An 18,956-nucleotide genomic window follows, 5' to 3' on the forward strand; every position below is an offset into this window, starting at 1 on the left:
AATGAATACTCAGCCTTGGGTCAAGTATTACCCAGCCGGAGCATTGGACGATCTTGGCGTCGCGAATAAGTGCCTGCCTGATCTGTTGCACAATGCCATTCGTGAGTTCCCGGGGAATACGGCGCTCACTTCACCGACAGAGAGCTGGACTTATGAGCGTTTGGGTCTGGAAGCTCAGCGTCTAGCAGAGCAGTTTCGTACAGCCGGAATAACGCCTGGCAGTCGGGTAGCAATCTACCTCCCCAACTTGCCTGAATATGTCGCGGCCCTATTTGCTACCTGGTTGGTGAAGGGCGTTGTTGTTCAGGTGAATCCTGCTTATGTGGCGGCCGAGGTTTCCCGCATCCTCGAGCATGCGGATGCTGCATTGCTGGTTACCACAGCTGACCAGCTATCCCGGTTACGCGAATCGAGCGTAAACATCCACTGGCCTATCTGCTTGCTAGGCGACGGTATTGAACCAGTGTTTAGCGGTGCGCTGGATTTGGTGATACAGCGTGACAGTCCGGACATCCCTGCAGACTTGGCCGTATTGCAATACACAGGGGGTACCACCGGCTTGCCTAAGGCGGTGATGCTGACCCACCAAAACATCATGTCCAACATAGAACAGCGTCTGCGATTGACTTTCCGCACCCTTGAAGTGCCAGCGGGAGCAAAAGTCGTTAATACCTTGCCTATGTGCCATGTTTTTGGACTTACTTGTGTGACGCTTATGAGTATCGCGACCGGCATGAATCAATTGATTGTGCCGCGTTTTCATACTCGCCAAGTACTCGAATTGATCAGGGACGAGAAGCCGTTTGCGTTTTTTGGCGTGCCAACAATGTACACCGCATTCCTTCGAGAGCCAGAGCTCGAAGCTTTTGGGCTTGATCGGGTATCGATTTTTAACTCTTCGGGTGCGCCGATACCGCTTGCTCATCAAGCACAGTTCGAGTCACGAGTTGGTGTTCGAATTTTAGATGGTTTCGGAATGAGCGAGGCCTCACCCACTACTCACACCAACCCGCCTTTCTTGCAGCGGCGCAGCGGTAGCTCGGGCATTCCAGTTCCGTTCACCGAAGCCAGGGTAGTCGACGTAGAAAATGGCATGGTGGATGTTGCCCCCGATGAAGTTGGCGAACTTGTTTTACGTGGGCCGCAAATCATGAAGGGTTATTGGGGTGATCCAGAGCTGACGGCAAAAACTTTACGCGATGGTTGGCTATTGACCGGTGATCTGGCACGGATCGATGAGGATGGCTACCTGTATGTGGTAGGCCGTCTCAAGGATGTCATCGTCGCCAGCGGGTACAACATTTATCCCGCCGAGATTGAACGAGTCCTCGCCCAGATGGATGGAGTCGCCGAGGTTGCCGTGGTCGGCATTGCGGACGAATACCGTGGTGAAACGGTTAAAGCGGTCGTTGTTATACGTCCAGGCAGCAGCATTGATCGTGACGCAATAATCGCTCACTGCCGCCGAGAATTGGCGCCCTTCAAAGTGCCGACTGTGGTGGAAATCGTTGACACATTGCCCCGCACTGCCGTCGGCAAGATCGATAAACGTCGATTATTGCAGGCGGATGCCCCCTACACTGAGGAGACTGAATAATGCACGTTGACACTCTTGACCTGAATGGTGATGCGCGAAGCGTAACTCGGCACAAGGTGGGTCACCTGCTATTGATTGGCCTTAACCGGGTGCCCAAGCGCAATGCTTTCGATGTTGATATGCGCGAACAGCTAGCCCTGGCGTTTGGTGAAATGGAACGTGACCCGGAGGTTCGTTGTGGTGTGCTCTATGCACACGGCAATCATTTTACCGGTGGGCTAGATCTCGCCCAGGTCAGCGATGCGCTGCAAGGTGGCAATGGCGGCATTCCTGAAGGCGGCGTGGATTGGCGCGGGTTTTTTACCGAACCGCGTACCAAACCAGTTGTTTGCGCTCTACAGGGTTGGTGTCTGACCCTGGGTATTGAGATTGCTTTGGCTGCCGACGTACGCGTCGCGGCTGAAGATACCCGTTTCTCTCAAATGGAAGTGAGCCGCGGTATTTATCCTTTTGGTGGCGCGACCATTCGCTTCCCTCGTGAGGTCGGCTGGGGCAATGCCATGCGCTGGATTCTTACTGGAGACACTTTTGATGTGCAGGAGGCTCTGCGCATAGGTTTGGTTCAGGAGGTTGTGCAAACCGGGAGTCAATTGCAGCGCGCCATGGAAATCGCACAAAAGATCTCGGCCCAAGCACCACTTGGCGTGCAAACAGCGTTGCGCTCGGCACTCCGTGCAGTGCGTGAGGGTGAAATTGTAGCTGCAGCACAGCTGACGCCTGATTTAGTCGCGCTGCTCGATTCAGAGGACGCTGTAGAAGGAAAACACTCATTCATTGAACGTCGCCCCGCGACTTTCAGTGGACGCTGACGGCGGAAATTAGCAAAGCGCCTCGGTGCTCCAGGCTCAAGGCAAATCAATGCCAAGCAGGTACCGAGGAGGCCCAAAAAGAGGTCGTGATTACGATGAGTTCTAATCCCAATCTCGCCGGCAGCGCAGCAGTCAACGGCAACATCCAAGAACGAATCGACAAACAAGAATAATAGGAGACCCATCTCATGGGGTTCTGCCAAGGCTCTTCCCGAACTACTGGTCTTAATCCGACTCAGCCATCAAACCATAAGATTCAGGCATGGTCAGTCACCGCGATGATTGTCCTCTTTGCCACGCTCAACTGGGCAGACAAAGCTATTATTGGAATTGTGGCTGGAGCCCTCAAAGAGGATCTTGGGCTCACTTCAACGCAGATAGGGTTTGCTGGGAGCGCATTCTTCCTTCTCTTTAGCATAAGCGGTGCGACGGTTGGCTTCCTTGGCGATCGTATCCAGATCCGCTGGATTTTGTTCACCCTTGCTCTCCTTTGGGGCCTGATTCAGTTCCCCATTATTGTTTCAGGCACCTTTTTTGTATTGGTAGCCACTCGAATACTATTGGGTGCTGCCGAGGGACCTGCGACGTCAATGGCGATGACCGCCGCCTTCCAGTGGTTTCCACCAGAAAAACGTGGCTTTCCAGCAGCTCTGGTAACCTCGGGAAACTCTTTGGCGAAGATCGCGATAGCTCCTATATTGGCGCTGATTCTGGCTCACTGGGGCTGGGCCGCATGCTTCGTGGTGATGGGTGTAGCTAGCTTCGTCTGGTGCTTGCTCTGGTTGTTCATTGGTAAGGAGGGGCCGTATGGACGCAGTGCCTTGGCTGAAAGAAATAATGAACGAGGTAATGAAACCGGCGTAGCCGAGCCTGTTGTTCGGTTGCCACTGCGCAAGATAATGCTAACCCGTTCGTTCATCGGCGCTCTCATAGGCACTTTTGCTGTATATGGCCTGGTTGCCGCGCTCATCACCTGGCTACCGTCTTATCTGGAGGCTGGGCTGGGATACTCTCGGCTGCAATCGGGAATGATGTTCGGCTTACCCAGCATTGCTGCGCTCGTCATGATGTTCGGTTCAACTTTCATTGCAGACCGGCTCTCAAGCCGCAACAAACCTGCCCGTATTACCCGTGGGCTCACCACCATGGTTTTTCTGTTGATTGGGGGATCTCTATTGGCTTGTCTGCCATTCATTGGGACGCCAATGACGGTGGTAACCATTCTCGTCTTGGGTTATGGCTGTGCCAGTGTCGCCCTGCCGATGATGAACGCGGTTATTTCACAAATCACTCCGACACAACAGATCTCTAGCACAATGGGTGTCTACCTAGCGCTTCAGAATCTCTCGGGTTTAATTGCCCCCGTGTTGGTTGGGGTCCTTGTGGATCATGCAAGCACGCCACTGGCGGGCTTCTCGATGGCTTACCAGATACTTGGTATTACGCTGGCTTTAGGGGGAATAGCGATCGGTCTCTTGGTCAACCCAGAGCGCGATGCGGCGGAGTTGAAAGCGATGCAGTTCCAAATGGCCGCAGTTCAGCAAGATGTCCTTTCCGATGCGAAACTCTCTCCGCGCTAAGATGGGTCAATATTTAGCTAATCAACTGAATTGTCTTTCACTTGATCAATGACAGTTATTGACAATGAACAGATGTGACTCAACGGCAGCATGATGGGGGCTGGGGTTTTCTAAGGCTGCGTGGGTGGTTGGCTTTGCGATTGGTTTGACAGACCCTGTAAAAGTTGCCTTCTTTCGGATCGCGATCCACGTAGCCTTGCTGACATCGTCGTTCAACCTGACTGGTAGAGAACAAGACTCTGGCATTGGTGTTAATTGGGTTGCATGTTTTCGTGAGCAGGCGGTTCGGCGTCGGTCCATTTACCATTCAGCAGCCTAGCCCGATGCATGGGCTGGCTGCTGCAATGCCTCAATTTGCTGTGACATTGATAGATATGGGTATTTAACCGACTGCAATGGCGCTGGGGGTTGACCGTAAATAAGGCAGCGACTCATCTATAGCCTTATCACCAGGACCAGGAATATTTCATATCTGGCCTCCAGGGATCAGAACACATTCTGCCGGATAGGTAGGCCGAAGTGTCTGTCGCCCGAATACGTTTTTCTTTCAATCCTTCGTCTGACTGACTGACATCTTGGTTGTCAGTTTTTATTCCTATCCCATTTTTCCCTAAATCTGTTGCCTAGACCTATTTCACTGTTAATATTGCTCATGTTGTTTTGCACTGCGGAATACAGTTTCAGTTAACGTTGGTATTTGAGGTTAAAATGAACTCCAGTGTGATCTATGAGCGTCAAGGTGAAATTGCTCTCATTACCGTGAGCAACCCTCCAGTCAATGCACTGGGACAATCAGTGCGTGAAGGTTTGCTCCATGCGTTACAAGAGGCGCAGGGCGATGCTCTGGTTAGGTCTCTGGTTTTGCTGTGCAGTGGCCGCACCTTTATTGCTGGAGCCGATATCAAGGAGTTTGGTCAACCGCCGCAGACACCGAGCTTGTCAGAAGTCGTAAATGCTTTTGAGCAAAGTGATAAGCCCTGTGTCGCGGTGATTCATGGCACCGCGTTGGGCGGGGGGCTGGAGGTTGCCCTGGGGTGCCACTACCGTATTGCCCGTCATGACGCCAAGGTTGGATTACCAGAGGTCAAGCTTGGGCTGCTACCGGGAGCAGGTGGTACGCAACGACTGCCGCGCCTGGCGGGTGTCGCCAAAGCATTGGAGATGATCGTTTCCGGTATGGCTGTCGATGCCGATCAGGCAATGAAGCACTGTATTGTCGATGAGTTGTTCGAGGGTGATCCCCGTTCGGCTGGGATCATCTTTGGTCAGCGCATGTTGGCCGAGTCCATGGGGGTGCGGCGTACCGGCGAACAGACTGTTCCGCTTAGCGCTGCGGACAACGCGAAGTTGATTGCGGACAAGCGCGCAGAGGTGGAACAACGTATGCCGGATGCTTTCTCTTCACCTCGGTGCATTACGGCTGTGGAAGCGGCTACGCGTCTGCCGCTGGCCAAAGGCCTGGAGCTAGAGCGGGGGCTGTTCGAGGAGTGTTTGGCATCTGAGCAAAGCGTGGCACTGGTGCATGCCTTTTTCGCGGAGCGCCAATGCGGGCACATCGCTAACGTGCCGAGGCAAACTGCGGTGCGCTCAGTCAAACAGGTCGGGGTGATCGGTGGGGGCACCATGGGGGTCGGCATTGCCCTGAGCTTTGCCAACGCTGGCATTCCGGTGAAGCTATTGGAGGTTAACGCTGAAGCCTTGGAGCGCGCTATGCAACGCGCTCGCGATACTTATTCAGCCAGTGTCGCGCGCGGAAGCCTGAGCCATGAGGCGATGGAGCAGCGTCTAGGATTGTTGCAAGGGGTGCTGGATTACAACGAGCTGGCCGAGGAGGATTTGGTCATCGAAGCGGTGTTCGAGAGCCTGGAGGTTAAGCGTCAGGTATTTGAACGTCTGGATCGGGTCTGCAAGACTGGAGCTATTTTTGCGAGCAATACTTCTTCACTGGATCTGAACACCATCGCGGCGTTCACCTCGCGTCCACAAGATCTGATAGGCCTGCACTTCTTTAGCCCTGCCAACATTATGCGCTTGTTGGAAGTGGTGCGCGGCCGGCACACCAGCGCCGAGGTCCTGGCAACGGCAATGGGCTTGAGTAAGACACTGAATAAAGTCGCGGTAGTGGTGGGCGTCTGCGATGGTTTCGTCGGTAACCGGATGTTCTTCCAATATTGCCGCGAGGCCGAGTTCCTATTGGAGGAGGGAGCTACGCCAGAACAGGTGGACGCTGCCCTGCGTCATTTCGGTCTGGTCATGGGCCCCAATGCCGTGCGCGATTTATCAGGTCTGGACATCGGCTGGAACATCCGCAAGCGTCAACGCGAGACTCTGCCAGCCGACTATCCACTGCCAGTCGTGCTCGACAGGCTCTGCGAGGCAGGCATGCTCGGGCAGAAGACCGGCAAAGGGTTCCATTGCTATGCACCTGGATCGCGCCGCCCTGAACGTAATCCGGAGTTGTTGCCGCTGCTGGAAGCGGTTTCTCGCGAGAAAGGCCTCGAACGCCGTGCGCTGAGTGATGACTACATCATCGAACGCTGCATCTTGGCCCTGATCAATGAGGGCGCGAAAATTCTTGAAGAGGGTATCGCCCAGCGTAGCGGCGATATCGATGTGATCTATCTAAATGGATATGGCTTTCCGGCCTGGCGCGGTGGTCCGATGTTCTATGCCGACAGCCTTGGCTTGGACCAGGTGCTGTCGCGTATCCGCGAGTTCCATCAGCGTTTCGGCGCATGGTGGAAACCGGCGCCGTTACTGGAAAAATTGGCCGCCGAAGGCCGTCGCTTCGCCGACTGGAATCTGAATTCATAACAGCCCGCTCCACGGTCTCTCAATGGCTTAGAGGAATAGCATGGACATTCATTTTACCGCTGAAGAATTGGCCTTTCGCGACGAAGTAAAGGCCTTCTTGAAAAGCAAACTGCCACAGGACCTGGCGGACAAAGTACGCCTTGGTAAGCACCTATCCAAGGCCGACCACCAGCACTGGCAGGCCATTCAGAACGAGCAGGGCTGGTATGCCACGCATTGGCCGATGGAGTTTGGAGGTACCGGCTGGAGCACGGTGCAAAAACATATCTACGAAGAGGAGTCTGCGTTGTTCGGTGCACCGCGCAACATTCCATTCGGGGTCAGCATGGTGGCTCCGGTGCTCATCAAGTTCGGCACGCCGCAACAACAGGCACATTATCTGCCGCGCATCCTCAATGGTGAGGACTGGTGGTGCCAGGGTTATTCCGAGCCTGGCGCAGGGTCAGACCTGGCCTCGCTGAAAACCCGCGCGCTGCGCGACGGTGATCATTACATCGTCAATGGCCAGAAGACGTGGACCACCTTGGGTCAGCACGCCAACATGATTTTCTGCCTGGTGCGCACCGATCCCCAGGCGCAAAAGCAACGTGGTATTTCCTTTCTATTGATTGATATGAACAGCCCGGGCATCAGCGTACGTCCAATCATCACTCTTGATGGCGAACATGAGGTCAACGAGGTGTTTTTCGACAATGTCCAGGTGCCAGTAAAGAATCTGGTCGGCGAGGAAAACCACGGTTGGACCTGCGCCAAATACCTACTCACTTACGAACGTACCGGGTTGGCGGGGATAGGCTTGTCCAAGGCTGCGTTGGCACAGCTCAAGCGCATCGCTCGCCGGCAGATGAGCGGGGGCAAACCGATGCTCGACGATCCATTATTTCGGGCACAAGTATCGGAAGTGGAAATGCAGCTCATGGCCACCGAGATGAGCACGCTGCGAACGCTTGCGGCGACAAAGGACGGCGGCGTGCCTGGGGCGGAAAGCTCAATCCTCAAGGTAAAGGGTACGGAAATCCGTCAGGCCATCAGCCACCTACTGCGTAAGGTGATCGGTCCCTACGCCTTGCCGTTTCTGGAAGATGAATTGTACCTGGACTACACGGGTGAGCCGTTGCATGCCGACTACAGTGCTGCGCTGGCCAGCCAGTACTTCAATCTGCGCAAGCTGTCCATCTTCGGTGGTTCCAACGAAATTCAGAAAAACATCGTCTCGAAGATGATTCTCGAACTGTAAGGGGTGCTCTGATTATGGATTTCAAACTGACCGAAGAGCAGCAGATGCTGCAAGACACCGCTGCACGCCTGGTGCGCGATGCCTACAGTTTCGAGGCGCGCGAGCAATATGCACGCAGCGAGGAAGGTTTCAGCCGTGCCTTCTGGCAACAGCTCGGCGAGCTGGGGCTGACAGCCGTGCCGTTTCCTGAAGCGCTGGGAGGCTTTGGCGGCAGCGGCGTCGAGAGTATGCTGATGATGACCGAGCTGGGTCGAGGCTTGTGCCTGGAACCCTATGTGCAATCGGTGATCTATGCCGGTGGGTTGATCGCCCAGCTCGGTACCCCGGCTCAACAGCAAGATTGGCTGCCACAGGTGGCCAGTGCGCAGTTGCTGCTTGCCGTGGCCTTTGAGGAGCCGCAGAGTCACTACCATTTGAACGATGTACAGACGCGCGCCGAATGCGACGCTGAAGGCTGGACGCTTACCGGTAAAAAGGCTGTGGTAATCGGTGGTCATCAGGCCAGCCTGATTTTGGTCAGCGCCAGGGTCAGCGGCGAGAGCCGTGACGAGCACGGTATTGGACTATTTCTGATCGACCCGAAGGCGGCAGGCGTCGAGCGTTGCAGCTACCAGACAGTGGATGGCCACAAAGGCTGCGACCTGTATCTGGACAAGGTCCGGGTGTCCAGCGATTACGTGTTGGGTGAGCCGGGCCAGGTCTTTGCGGCGCTGCGTTACCAGCAAGGTCGGGCAATCGCTGCGCAGTGCGCCGAAGCGCTGGGCAGTATGCAGGAAGCCTGTCGCCTGACCCTGGACTACCTTAAAACCCGTCAGCAGTTCGGTGTAGCGATTGGTCAGTTCCAGGTGCTGCAGCATCGTATGGTCGATATGCGTACCGAATTGGAGCAGGCCACCAGTATGGCGATCCTTGCCGCATGCTGCGCCGACCAGGCTGACAGCGCCGAGCGCAGTCGAACCCTGGCTGCGGCCAAGTTCATTGTCACGCGGTCTGCACGCGACATTGCAGAGCAGGCGATCCAGTTGCACGGCGCTATTGGCATGACCTGGGAGTACGCACTGGCTCACCATGCAAAACGCCTGGTCATGCTCAGTCATCAATTTGGGGATGACGACCATCACTTGAAGGCGTATTCGACATTGCTTGACGTCACCTGAACACCGTTTTTACTCGGGCCGAGAGGCCCGTTTTTTGGAGGTTATTTATGAAAGTCCTCGTCGCAGTCAAACGAGTGGTCGACTATAACGTCAAGGTTCGCGCCAAAGCGGATAACTCCGGTGTCGATCTTGCTAACGTCAAGATGTCGATGAACCCGTTCTGTGAAATCGCCGTGGAAGAAGCCGTACGCCTGAAAGAGCAAGGTGTGGCGACTGAAATCGTCGTCGTCTCCATCGGCCCGTCCACCGCCCAGGAGCAACTGCGCACCGCGCTGGCGCTGGGTGCCGACCGCGCCATCCTCGTCGAATCCGCCGAAGACCTGACGTCCCTGGCCGTTGCCAAGTTGTTGAAAGCTGTTGTCGACAAGGAACAGCCGCAGCTGGTGATCCTTGGCAAACAAGCCATCGACAGCGACAACAACCAGACTGGCCAGATGCTCGCTGCACTGAGCGGTTATGGTCAGGGTACGTTCGCTTCGAAAGTCGAAATCAGCGGCGACAGCGTGGCTGTAACCCGTGAAGTCGACGGCGGCGCGCAGACGGTTTCCCTGAAACTGCCGGCGATCGTCACCACCGACCTGCGGTTGAACGAGCCGCGTTATGCGTCCCTGCCAAACATCATGAAAGCCAAGAAGAAGCCTCTCGAAGTGCTGACTCCGGACGCTTTGGGCGTTTCCACCGCCTCCACCAACAAAACCGTGAAAGTCGAAGCGCCGGCTGCACGCAGCGCGGGTATCAAGGTCAAGTCGGTGGCTGAACTGGTCGAGAAACTGAAAAACGAAGCGAAGGTAATCTAATCATGACTATCTTGGTAATCGCTGAACACGACGGCAAAGCAGTGGCCCCGGCCACGCTAAACACCGTTGCCGCTGCTGCCAAAATCGGCGGCGACGTGCACGTACTGGTTGCAGGCCAAGGCGTTGGCGCGGTGGCGGAAGCCGCTGCGAAAATCGCTGGCGTGGCAAAAGTGCTGGTGGCCGACAACGCCGCCTACGCTCACCAGTTGCCGGAAAACGTCGCTCCTCTGGTAGCAGAGCTGGGCGCTGGCTACAGCCATATCCTGGCTGCCGCGACTTCCAACGGCAAAAACATCCTGCCGCGCGTTGCCGCCCAGCTGGACGTTGACCAGATCTCCGAGATCATCTCGGTAGAAAGCGCCGACACCTTCAAGCGCCCGATCTACGCCGGTAACGCCATTGCTACCGTTCAGTCCAACGCTGCGGTGAAAGTCATCACCGTGCGTGCTACCGGTTTCGACCCGGTGGCAGCTGAAGGTGGTTCGGCATCGGTTGAAGCCGTTGCGGCTGCCCACGACGCTGGCATTTCCAGCTTCGTTGGCGAAGAGCTGGCCAAATCTGATCGTCCGGAACTGACCGCTGCCAAGATCGTCATTTCCGGCGGTCGCGGCATGCAGAACGGCGACAATTTCAAACACCTGTACGCCCTGGCCGACAAGCTGGGCGCTGCCATTGGTGCTTCCCGCGCCGCGGTCGACGCAGGTTTTGTTCCCAACGACATGCAGGTCGGTCAGACCGGCAAGATCGTTGCTCCACAGCTGTACATCGCGGTCGGTATCTCCGGCGCGATCCAGCATCTGGCCGGCATGAAAGACTCCAAGGTGATCGTTGCGATCAACAAGGACGAAGAAGCGCCGATCTTCCAGGTGGCCGATTATGGCCTGGTGGCTGATCTGTTTGAGGCTGTCCCCGAGCTAACTGGCGCTCTGTAATGCAAAAGGCCATCCGTGACAAGGTTACCGGTGGCCTTCCTGCTTGATGATTGAGCTGGGCGTGTCAGGCGCCGAGGCTTTCGATATCCTGGGCCAGCATTACCAATTGGTGAGCTAACGAGCTCTTCAGTTTTTCAATGGGCAATTGGAAACTGGGGGCACCACAAGTCAGCGCCATGATGCTGCCATCAGCCAGACGTAGCGGAACCCCGGCACCATTGATGTTGCGATCCCACTCGCCGAGGGACAGGCAAAAACCGAATTCCTCATACTCGCGGAAAGAGTCTTTCAGCGAGGCTTCCAGAGCAGACCATTCGTCACCGGATCTCTTGGCAATTGTATCGAGCAAATGGGCGCGCTCGTTTTCCGGAGTGGCTGCCAGGTACGCACGACCGGCAGCAGTGGTGGTCAGCGGCAGGCGCACCCCCGCTTCCATGCGCAGGCTGGCAACCTCTGGCGGCCGGCAACTTTCAACATAGATCATCGAGAGGCGGTCACGGCAGGTGAGACCCACAGTAGTGTTGGTACGACGTGCGAACTCATCCATGAGTGGCTTGCCGAGCTGACGCACTCGCAGGTTACTGACATAGGCATAACCCAGTGCCAGTACGCCAGAGTCGAGCTGATACTTCTCCAGATCCTGGTTGTAGCTGAGATAGCCAAGTTGGGTCAAGGTGTAAGTCAGGCGTGAAACGGTCGGCTTTGGCAGGCCGGTAATCCGTGCAATGTCCTGATTGCCACGTACCACATTACCGTGAGTGAAGGCGCGCAGCACTTCGAGACCCCGACCCAGGGCCTCGACAAATTTCCGATCCTTGGGGCTGTTCTCGGGCGTTTCGATTTCTTCGTTCATGGAGGCTCGTGTGGCAGCGGATGGGCAGAGGGAAGGACGACAACCGATCATTGCCAATCAAGGTAATTACTTAAACATAGTTTGCGCAGTAAACGTGCTAATTTCAATCCACTTGCATTCAAATCGGAACCAAATACTACTTGATGAAACCCGATTCCGTTATTTCGTACTGCTGTCAGGCCTGAACGCACCAAGACAGAAACAGCAGTACCGGTATGGCTATCAGGGTGAAGCCACCATTCCAGTTGAAGGCGATTTTCCACGGTGAGGTATTCCCGTAGCGCGCCAGCATTAGCGTCGAGGGACCAAAGGGCGATAGCAGCATTGCTAGTGAAAAGGCGCAGACCAAAGTGACAGCGGGCCCCAGTGGATTGACACCGGCGGCCTGCACCTGAGCCAACAGGCCCGCGCAGATGCTCAAGGTGATGATCGGCGCGATGCCCATCAGCGATAGCAGCACGATACCCAGCAGGGCGGCGATCTGCAGCAGGAAAATCTGTGATGAGCCGGCCAACAGCGGCGCGAGGTGGTCAAGGGAGATCAATTGATTGAATAGCCCGCCGAGCAATGCGGAGCAGGCGAAGATGAAAATCTCATTGCGCATGCCCGCAAGGTGCTCGGCCAGTTCGTCGTAGGCGTTGCGTGGGTTTTCCAAAAACAACCAGCTGCTGACCAACAGCGGAATCAATAACAAGGCAGCTTGGGTGATGTTCAGATAAGTCAGGCTGGCCAGTGCTGCGATGGCGGCAATGCTCGCCGCGGTGCCGAGGGCGAGCGGGTTCAGGGAGGCGGCCGGGATCTGCTGGGTATCGTCGTATAAGTTCTGCAGGCGCCGGTTTTCCGTGCGCCAGCCGATCAGCATCAACAGGGCGGTGGCGATAGCCCCATAGGGCAACAAGTCGCTCCAGGTCAGGCTGGGTACTTCGCGGGTGATGATCGCCACTACGACGCTGGTCGGCGCAACGAGCGGCACCAGTGCAAAGCCGCGCAAGGCTGCGGTCAGTACACCACGTTGTCCCTCGCGGTGCGCAGGGTGATTATGCGGGAAGGGCTGCAGGTAGCTGTGCAAGGTTGCACACATCAGGTTGAGCATGCCAAAGCTCAGTATCGACCCTAGCCCTAGGGCTACCAGCAGGTAGCGCGGATAGAGCAGTGGGGTAGGGCCGCGTAGCAGGAACCGATGCAGCTCACGCAGCGACGGCAGACGTTTGACCAGGCAACCCATCAGGCCCAGGCCTCCGACGAAGGCCGCGTAATAGGCCGCGGCGCTGCTCATCCGTTGGAGGCTGGGCAGATCGACCGGCACCTTGTTGGTTGCCCAGATGCCCAGCAAAGCCAGCGTGGCGAGCCCCAGGCGACGGGGATAGGGCATGAGTGAACGCCAATGGCGGATGAAGAACAGGCCGAACAATACGCCAGCAACCAGGCTGAACGCTGAAGTCCGGGTACTCAGGGCCAGCAGCTCAGCCAGTAGCGCCACTGGCAGCAGGCGGGTCAGCTTCACTCGGCCTCACGGCGCAGGCGGCCGCGCTTGAAAACGCCCTCGGCACTGGCTAGCAGTTGATCCTCGGCGTCGAGCAGATCGCAGGCGGCCATAAAAATCTTCGCCCCGCCGCCTCGTACTCGCGCAACCACGCGAATTCGACTGCCGGCTCGTGCCGCTGCCATGTAGTTCAGGTTCAGCGACAAGGTCAGGGACAGGCGCCATTGATCCGGATCAGCATGCCAAGTGCCGCTCATGCCCATAGCAGAGTCGGCAATGGAGGCGAACACGCCGCCATGAAGGTTACCGGCATGGTTGAGGTGTTCGGGGCGGATCTGTAGGGCGATGACCGTGCGCGCCTGACTGTATTCGAGCAGCTCAAGGCCCAAATAAGCGGCAAAGCCGTGGAACATTTTTTCCAGTCTGATCGCAGGCGATAAGGCGGTCATGAGTGCTCTTTTCCTGTTATAAAATTACGTACTTATTGCCGCGTACCGAGGCGTTACTAGCACGCCTGTAAAGCGCTAACACCAATAGGTATGACCGCGGGGTAACGCGCCTTGCACTACCCCGGGCTCTTACCGCTTAGTTCCTATCAAATCACTTCGAACAGACCGGCGGCGCCTTGCCCGCCGCCGATGCACATGGTCACCACGACATACTTCGCGCCTCGGCGTTTACCCTCGATCAGCGCATGCCCCGTCAGGCGTGAGCCGCTGACACCGTAAGGGTGGCCAATTGAGATAGAGCCGCCGTTGACGTTCATTTTTTCCAGCGGGATGTCCAGCCGCTCACGGCAATAGATTACTTGCGAGGCGAAGGCTTCGTTGAGTTCCCATAGGTCGATATCGTCCATTTTCAGACCGTTGCGCTGGAGCAGACGGGGAACGGCATAGACCGGACCAATGCCCATCTCATCCGACTCGCAGCCTGCTACTGCGAAGCCACGGAAGATGCCTAGGGGTTCGATATTGTTGCGCTCGGCATACACACTGTCCATGACCAGGCAGACCGATGCACCGTCGGAAAGCTGGCTCGCATTGCCAGCTGTGACGAACTGATCGGCCCCGCGCACCGGTTCCAGCAGGGCCAGGCCTTCAAGGGTGGTGGAAGGACGGTTGCACTCGTCTCGCTGCAGAGTCACGGTCTGCTCACTGAGCTCGCCACTGTGCTTGTCCTTGACCAGCATCTGTGTGGTGATCGGGACAATTTCATCATCGAACAGGCCGGCTGCTTGTGCGGCGGCGGTGCGCTGCTGGCTGAGCAGGGCATACTCGTCCTGGGCCTCACGGCTGATGCCATAGCGCCGGGCAACGATATCGGCGGTTTCGATCATCGACAAATAGAGTTCAGGCTTGTGCTCCATCAGCCACGGATTGAGGCTGCGGTAAAGGTTCAGTTTGTCGTTTGGCAACAGGCTGATGGACTCAACGCCTCCAGCGATCATTGCTGGGACCTTTTCCGACACAATACGCTGGGCCGCGAGGGCAATGGCTTGCAGACCCGAGCTACAGAAACGATTAATCGACAACCCTGCGGTAGAGGTGGGCAGCCCCGCGCGAATGGCTGCCAGGCGCGCCATGTTCTTGCCTTGCGCGCCTTCATGAAAGGTCGCCCCTAGAATCACATCTTCAATCAGCTGTGGGTCGATACCGGCGCGTTGTACGGCATGCCGAATGACATGGCCGGCCAGATCAACGCTGTGGGTATTGTTCAGGGCACCACGGTGGGATTTTCCCAATGCCGTGCGTGCGGTGGATACGATAACTGCGTCGGACATCAATCAGGTTCCTGTGAAAGTAGGGGAAGTTAAGCCAGCGCTATCAAATCTTTTACGAGTTCTGCGCTGCGCATCTGGACCATTCTTCGTCCTGCAGTTGGCGCCAGAGCAGTTTGCCTGAGGCCGACTGCGGCAACTGCTGGCGGAACTCGATGGACGAGGGCACTTTGTAGGCCGCCATGTTGCCCTTGCACCATTCGATGATGGTTGCCGCGCTCATGCCTTGTTGCTCAGGGTGCAGGGTCACCAGAGCCTTCACTGCTTCCCCTCGGCGTGGGTCGGGAGAGGAGATGACGCAGCACTGCTTTATCGCGGGGTGTCGATACATCAGACTCTCGATCTCGGAAGGCCAGACCTTGTAACCGGAGGCATTGATCATTCGCTTGATCCGGTCGACCATGAAAAAATAACCGTCTTCGTCGTAATAACCGAGGTCACCGGTGCGCAGAAAACGCTTACCGTCCAATTCGATAAAGGCTTTTTCGGTTTCTTCAGCAAGCTTCCAATAGCCCTTGAATAATTGTGGACCATGGCAGACGATTTCCCCTACCTGATTGGGCTCCAGTTCCTTCTCGGTGGTACTGTCAATCACCCGTGAATCCACATCGAACAATGGAATACCCAGGCATTGCGATTTGCTCCGCGCTTTCGGATTCATATGGGTGATGGCCATGGTTTCTGACAACCCATAAGCCTCGATGTAGTCCAGCCCGAACTGCAGTTTGAGCTTTTCTTTGATCGGGCCGGGAATGGCTGCGCCACCGCCGCTGATACTCTTCAGGCTGGAAAGATCGAAACGCTCAAGATCGTCTTGAGTCAGAAAGTCCACCGCCATGGTGACGATATTGGGCCAGCAACTGACACGGTAGCGCTGCATCAATTCGGCTGCGACTTCGCGGTTCCAGCGAGTCATGATCACCATGCAGGCGCCGATGAAAATTGGCCCGTTCATTGCCGATTGCATTCCGGCAACGTGGAAAAGCGGCAAGGTAGTGAGTACGACATCTTCGCTGCTGAGCGGAATCCAAGCCTGACGCTGAATGGCAGTTGCCATCACGGAACGATGGGTATGCAAGCAACCCTTGGGTACACCGGTGGTGCCGGAGCTGTAAGGCATCGTGCAATGGTCGTCCGGGCCACTCAAATGAGGACTGGGGTGCTGCCCACAATCGAGCGCGGCCTGCCAGCCAACCACGCCAGGCAATAGCGGTGTTTCAACTTCGGCTTTTAGCTCTGGCGGCAAAGGCAAGTCTGTGCTGCTGCGCAGGTACTGGGAGTAAGCGGTGGTAATTACTTGCCGGAGCTTGAAGCGGCCAATCAGGGGCGTGATAAAGGGCACGAGATCCTGGGCACAAACCAACATCTGTGCCTCAGTGTCGTCCAGATAGTGTTCAAGTTCGGCGGCGCGGCTCATGGGGTTCAGCGGCACAACCATGGCATCGGCGCGCAGCACAGCATAGTAGGTGATGATGAATTGAGGAGAATTCTGCATATAGAGCAGAACTCGGTCTCCACGCTTGACCCCTTGTGACTGTAAGTAGCCTGCCAGGCGTTCCACTTCGTCGAGCAACTGGGCATAGCTGATGAGGGTGTCGTAGTAGATGATCGCCGTCTTGTCAGGATAGCGCTTGGCGGAAGTTTCCAGGTTGCAGAAGAGGCTGGTGGCCGGAAGAGTTAGGTGGTGTGGTAAATCCTTGGGCCAGTGAGGCAGATGACGATTGAACATTCTAGAACCCTTATTGTGATTTGACTCGGGCTAACTCGACGTATAGGGCGAAACATTTGTTATATTTCGATGATATTTTCATAAATTGCTCATCTGCGTCAATCTATCGGAATGATATTCCGCACTGCGAAATTCACAGGGTCGGCATCAGGATGCCCCCACGGGACAGAGTCGATTGCAGCTGCGTGATGCATCGCGCATCAATAGGCCTCATACACTGCGCGCGCCGCCCGCGTAGATTCGATCAAGTGATTCTGTTGACTAGCCGGGCCAGCGCCAAGGTTTCCCCCTCGTGCATCCCGATTCTGGCGCGGTGAGGCTCCGGATAGTGGCAGCGCAACGCCGACAAGGGTTTTTCGGCCGCAGCACAGCCCCCACTTAGAGATAACGCCGTTACTAGTACTAAATGTTTTTGTTTTTTTCATTGTCACAATTGCCTTTTCATTGTCTCGCTGTCTTCCATGAATACGCCCGCCACTCCGCCTGCCTCCGACGTTCAATAGGCAAAGCCAAGGGGGAATGACGCGAGTTTCACCGGGCGTGACGGATCTATCAGGATGCCCTCGATCCCATTAAGGGGTTAGCTGAGACTGGCGGACAAGCGGGGCGTCAAGTGCGGTTGGTATAAGATGAGTTGGCAGAAACCCGAGAGGTAATTTCCATGGAGCGACAACTTTGACGCCTGAAGAATTCGACGACATTCCCTGGAAAGGCATCGTCGAACAATCCATCGCTGGAATCTTCGTGATCCAGGACGGCTGCTATGTGTACGCCAACGAAACTTTTGCCGAGATGACGGGCTATAGCCGTTCGCGAATGATTGGTGCGGCTGTAAAAGATCTCACCGGTCCGTCTGATCAGACGGCGGCATCGGTCGTCTCAGAAAACGGAATTTAAAGCACGTTAAGCGTGCGAAGTGGCGGGAACCCAGCGGTACAGCGTGGGAACAGACACACCGAGGTTCTTGGCCACGTCCCTGGGCGGAACACCGCTGGCCAGCAGTTTTTTGGCAGACTCGATTTTGCTCTCAGTCATCTTGGGCTTGCGGCCACCTTTACGGCCAAGTTGTCGGGCAATGTCGAGCCCCGCACGGGTACGCTCAACGACCAGCTCTCGCTCCATTTCAGCGAGGCTGGCCATTACATGGAAAAAGAACCGGCCTGACGGGGTACCGGTATCGATGGCGTCGGTCAGGCTCTTGAACTGAACGCCCTGTTTGTGCAGCTCGCCGACCAGATCGACCAACTGTTTGACGCTACGCCCCAGGCGATCCAGCTTCCACACCACCAGGGTGTCACCCTCACGCAATATTTCTTGCGCTTTACCCAGTCCAGGTCGGTCTGCCCGCGTACCACTTACCTTGTCCTCGAAGATTTTCTGACATCCCGCCAGGGTCAAGGCTTCGCGTTGTAGTTCAAGGTTTTGATCCAGCGTCGAGACTCGTGCATAGCCGATTAGCATGACTTGTCTCTTGGTGGATTGTTGTTTTTGCCTTCAGCGTCCTGGAGAACAGTGGGGAGCTGCGTCAACAACTCCGGCAACGCCGTTTTAACCGTCTCCCACACGACATCCAGGTTGATCTCGAAGTAACCGTGAGCAATGCGGTTGCGCATCCCACGCATGCTGCGCCATGGCACTTGCGTGTGTACCTGGATGAACTCGGCGTAACCGTCCATTACCTTTGTCGCCGCCTCACCTATGATGATGAGGCTCATAATGACGGCTTGCTGGGTACGTTTATCTTCAAGGAACTCGACTTTATCCAAGCCCTCTATGAAGCCACAGGCATCCAGTGCGGCTTGTTGCATGTGGCCGAGGTAATCAGCCAGGCGATTCTCATTCATACCGGCTTGGCCTCTGCAAGAACTTGGCCTCGGAACTTCGACGGCAAATCGGTGGGGGTCAACAGGTCAACATGGATGCCAAGCAGTGACTCTAATTCGACTTGTAAGCCGCCCAGGTCAAACAGTGTTGTGCCGGGTAGTGCATCGACCAGTAGATCAAGGTCACTGCCATCCAGGTCGGTACCGCGAAGCACTGAACCGAAGATACGTGGATTAGTCACGCGAAAGCGGCTTACCGTTTCACGGACGGCACTTCGCTTGAGGTCAAGAGCGAGTGAAGGGCGCATAGGGGCTTTTCCTTATCGAAACTCATTGAAAGGCTAGGGGATCGAGAATAGTGTTTCAAG

17 protein-coding genes are annotated in these 18,956 nt (G+C 56.1%); 9 read left to right on the plus strand and 8 right to left on the minus strand.

Going from position 1 to position 18,956, the window contains the following annotated elements; translation table 11 throughout:
- The first annotated feature begins 1 nt into the window (after position 1).
- From AC3IX4_RS05690 to AC3IX4_RS05725, 8 genes are all read left to right on the plus strand, one after another.
- Positions 2-1,597 (plus strand): long-chain-fatty-acid--CoA ligase, encoded by a 1,596-nt coding sequence (locus AC3IX4_RS05690; protein WP_489259634.1) that lies wholly within the window; start codon positions 2-4, stop codon positions 1,595-1,597.
- Positions 1,597-2,406 carry a crotonase/enoyl-CoA hydratase family protein gene (locus AC3IX4_RS05695; RefSeq protein ID WP_489259635.1) on the plus strand — a complete coding sequence of 270 codons (810 nt, stop codon included), beginning with the start codon at positions 1,597-1,599 and terminating at the stop codon, positions 2,404-2,406. Before AC3IX4_RS05690 ends, AC3IX4_RS05695 begins: the two co-directional genes overlap by 1 nt.
- Positions 2,407-2,594: 188 nt before the next feature.
- The gene (locus tag AC3IX4_RS05700; RefSeq protein WP_489259636.1) at positions 2,595-3,986 is read left to right on the plus strand and encodes an MFS transporter; all 1,392 of its coding nucleotides are present in this window, start codon (positions 2,595-2,597) and stop codon (positions 3,984-3,986) included.
- Positions 3,987-4,694: 708 nt separating this feature from the next.
- The gene (locus AC3IX4_RS05705) at positions 4,695-6,800 is read left to right on the plus strand and encodes a 3-hydroxyacyl-CoA dehydrogenase NAD-binding domain-containing protein (protein WP_489259637.1); all 2,106 of its coding nucleotides are present in this window, start codon (positions 4,695-4,697) and stop codon (positions 6,798-6,800) included.
- A gap of 40 nt (positions 6,801-6,840) precedes the next feature.
- Positions 6,841-8,037: an acyl-CoA dehydrogenase family protein gene (locus AC3IX4_RS05710; RefSeq protein ID WP_489259638.1), complete on the plus strand. Its 1,197-nt coding sequence runs from the start codon at positions 6,841-6,843 to the stop codon at positions 8,035-8,037.
- A 14-nt stretch (positions 8,038-8,051) separates the two neighbouring features.
- Positions 8,052-9,194 (plus strand): acyl-CoA dehydrogenase family protein, encoded by a 1,143-nt coding sequence (locus AC3IX4_RS05715; protein ID WP_489259639.1) that lies wholly within the window; start codon positions 8,052-8,054, stop codon positions 9,192-9,194.
- A gap of 47 nt (positions 9,195-9,241) precedes the next feature.
- Entirely contained in the window at positions 9,242-9,991 is a 750-nt protein-coding gene (locus AC3IX4_RS05720) for an electron transfer flavoprotein subunit beta/FixA family protein (protein ID WP_489259640.1), read from the plus strand.
- 2 nt (positions 9,992-9,993) lie between these two features.
- Entirely contained in the window at positions 9,994-10,923 is a 930-nt protein-coding gene (locus AC3IX4_RS05725) for an electron transfer flavoprotein subunit alpha/FixB family protein (protein ID WP_489259641.1), read from the plus strand.
- 64 nt (positions 10,924-10,987) lie between these two features.
- On the opposite strand, the gene AC3IX4_RS05730 is transcribed toward AC3IX4_RS05725, so the two are convergent.
- From AC3IX4_RS05730 to AC3IX4_RS05750, 5 genes are all read right to left on the minus strand, one after another.
- Positions 10,988-11,776, minus strand: coding sequence for an IclR family transcriptional regulator (locus tag AC3IX4_RS05730; RefSeq protein WP_489259642.1), 789 nt, complete (start codon positions 11,774-11,776; stop codon positions 10,988-10,990).
- 175 nt (positions 11,777-11,951) lie between these two features.
- Positions 11,952-13,280: a hypothetical protein gene (locus tag AC3IX4_RS05735; RefSeq protein WP_489259643.1), complete on the minus strand. Its 1,329-nt coding sequence runs from the start codon at positions 13,278-13,280 to the stop codon at positions 11,952-11,954.
- Positions 13,277-13,708, minus strand: coding sequence for a PaaI family thioesterase (locus AC3IX4_RS05740; protein WP_489259644.1), 432 nt, complete (start codon positions 13,706-13,708; stop codon positions 13,277-13,279). Before AC3IX4_RS05740 ends, AC3IX4_RS05735 begins: the two co-directional genes overlap by 4 nt.
- Positions 13,709-13,854: 146 nt before the next feature.
- Entirely contained in the window at positions 13,855-15,039 is a 1,185-nt protein-coding gene (locus tag AC3IX4_RS05745) for an acetyl-CoA C-acyltransferase (protein ID WP_489259645.1), read from the minus strand.
- 52 nt (positions 15,040-15,091) lie between these two features.
- A complete protein-coding gene (locus tag AC3IX4_RS05750; RefSeq protein WP_489259646.1) occupies positions 15,092-16,765 on the minus strand; it encodes a long-chain fatty acid--CoA ligase in 1,674 nt (557 codons plus the stop codon).
- 675 nt (positions 16,766-17,440) lie between these two features.
- Between AC3IX4_RS05750 and AC3IX4_RS05755 the strand changes: the two genes are divergently transcribed.
- On the plus strand, positions 17,441-17,662 hold the full coding sequence (locus tag AC3IX4_RS05755; RefSeq protein ID WP_489259647.1) for a PAS domain-containing protein: 222 nt from the start codon (positions 17,441-17,443) through the stop codon (positions 17,660-17,662).
- 6 nt (positions 17,663-17,668) lie between these two features.
- Here the strand turns inward: AC3IX4_RS05755 and AC3IX4_RS05760 are convergent, their stop codons facing one another.
- From AC3IX4_RS05760 to AC3IX4_RS05770, 3 genes are read right to left on the minus strand one after another with little or no spacing between them, the layout of a single operon-like run.
- Positions 17,669-18,226 (minus strand): recombinase family protein, encoded by a 558-nt coding sequence (locus AC3IX4_RS05760; RefSeq protein WP_489259648.1) that lies wholly within the window; start codon positions 18,224-18,226, stop codon positions 17,669-17,671.
- On the minus strand, positions 18,220-18,609 hold the full coding sequence (locus AC3IX4_RS05765) for a HepT-like ribonuclease domain-containing protein (RefSeq protein WP_489259649.1): 390 nt from the start codon (positions 18,607-18,609) through the stop codon (positions 18,220-18,222). The genes AC3IX4_RS05760 and AC3IX4_RS05765 overlap by 7 nt, the downstream gene beginning before the upstream one ends.
- A complete protein-coding gene (locus tag AC3IX4_RS05770) occupies positions 18,606-18,896 on the minus strand; it encodes a nucleotidyltransferase family protein (protein ID WP_153438977.1) in 291 nt (96 codons plus the stop codon). The genes AC3IX4_RS05765 and AC3IX4_RS05770 overlap by 4 nt, the downstream gene beginning before the upstream one ends.
- Between the last annotated feature and the right edge of the window lie 60 nt (positions 18,897-18,956).

The sequence above is a fragment of the Pseudomonas sp. KH_021 genome (assembly GCF_057838865.1).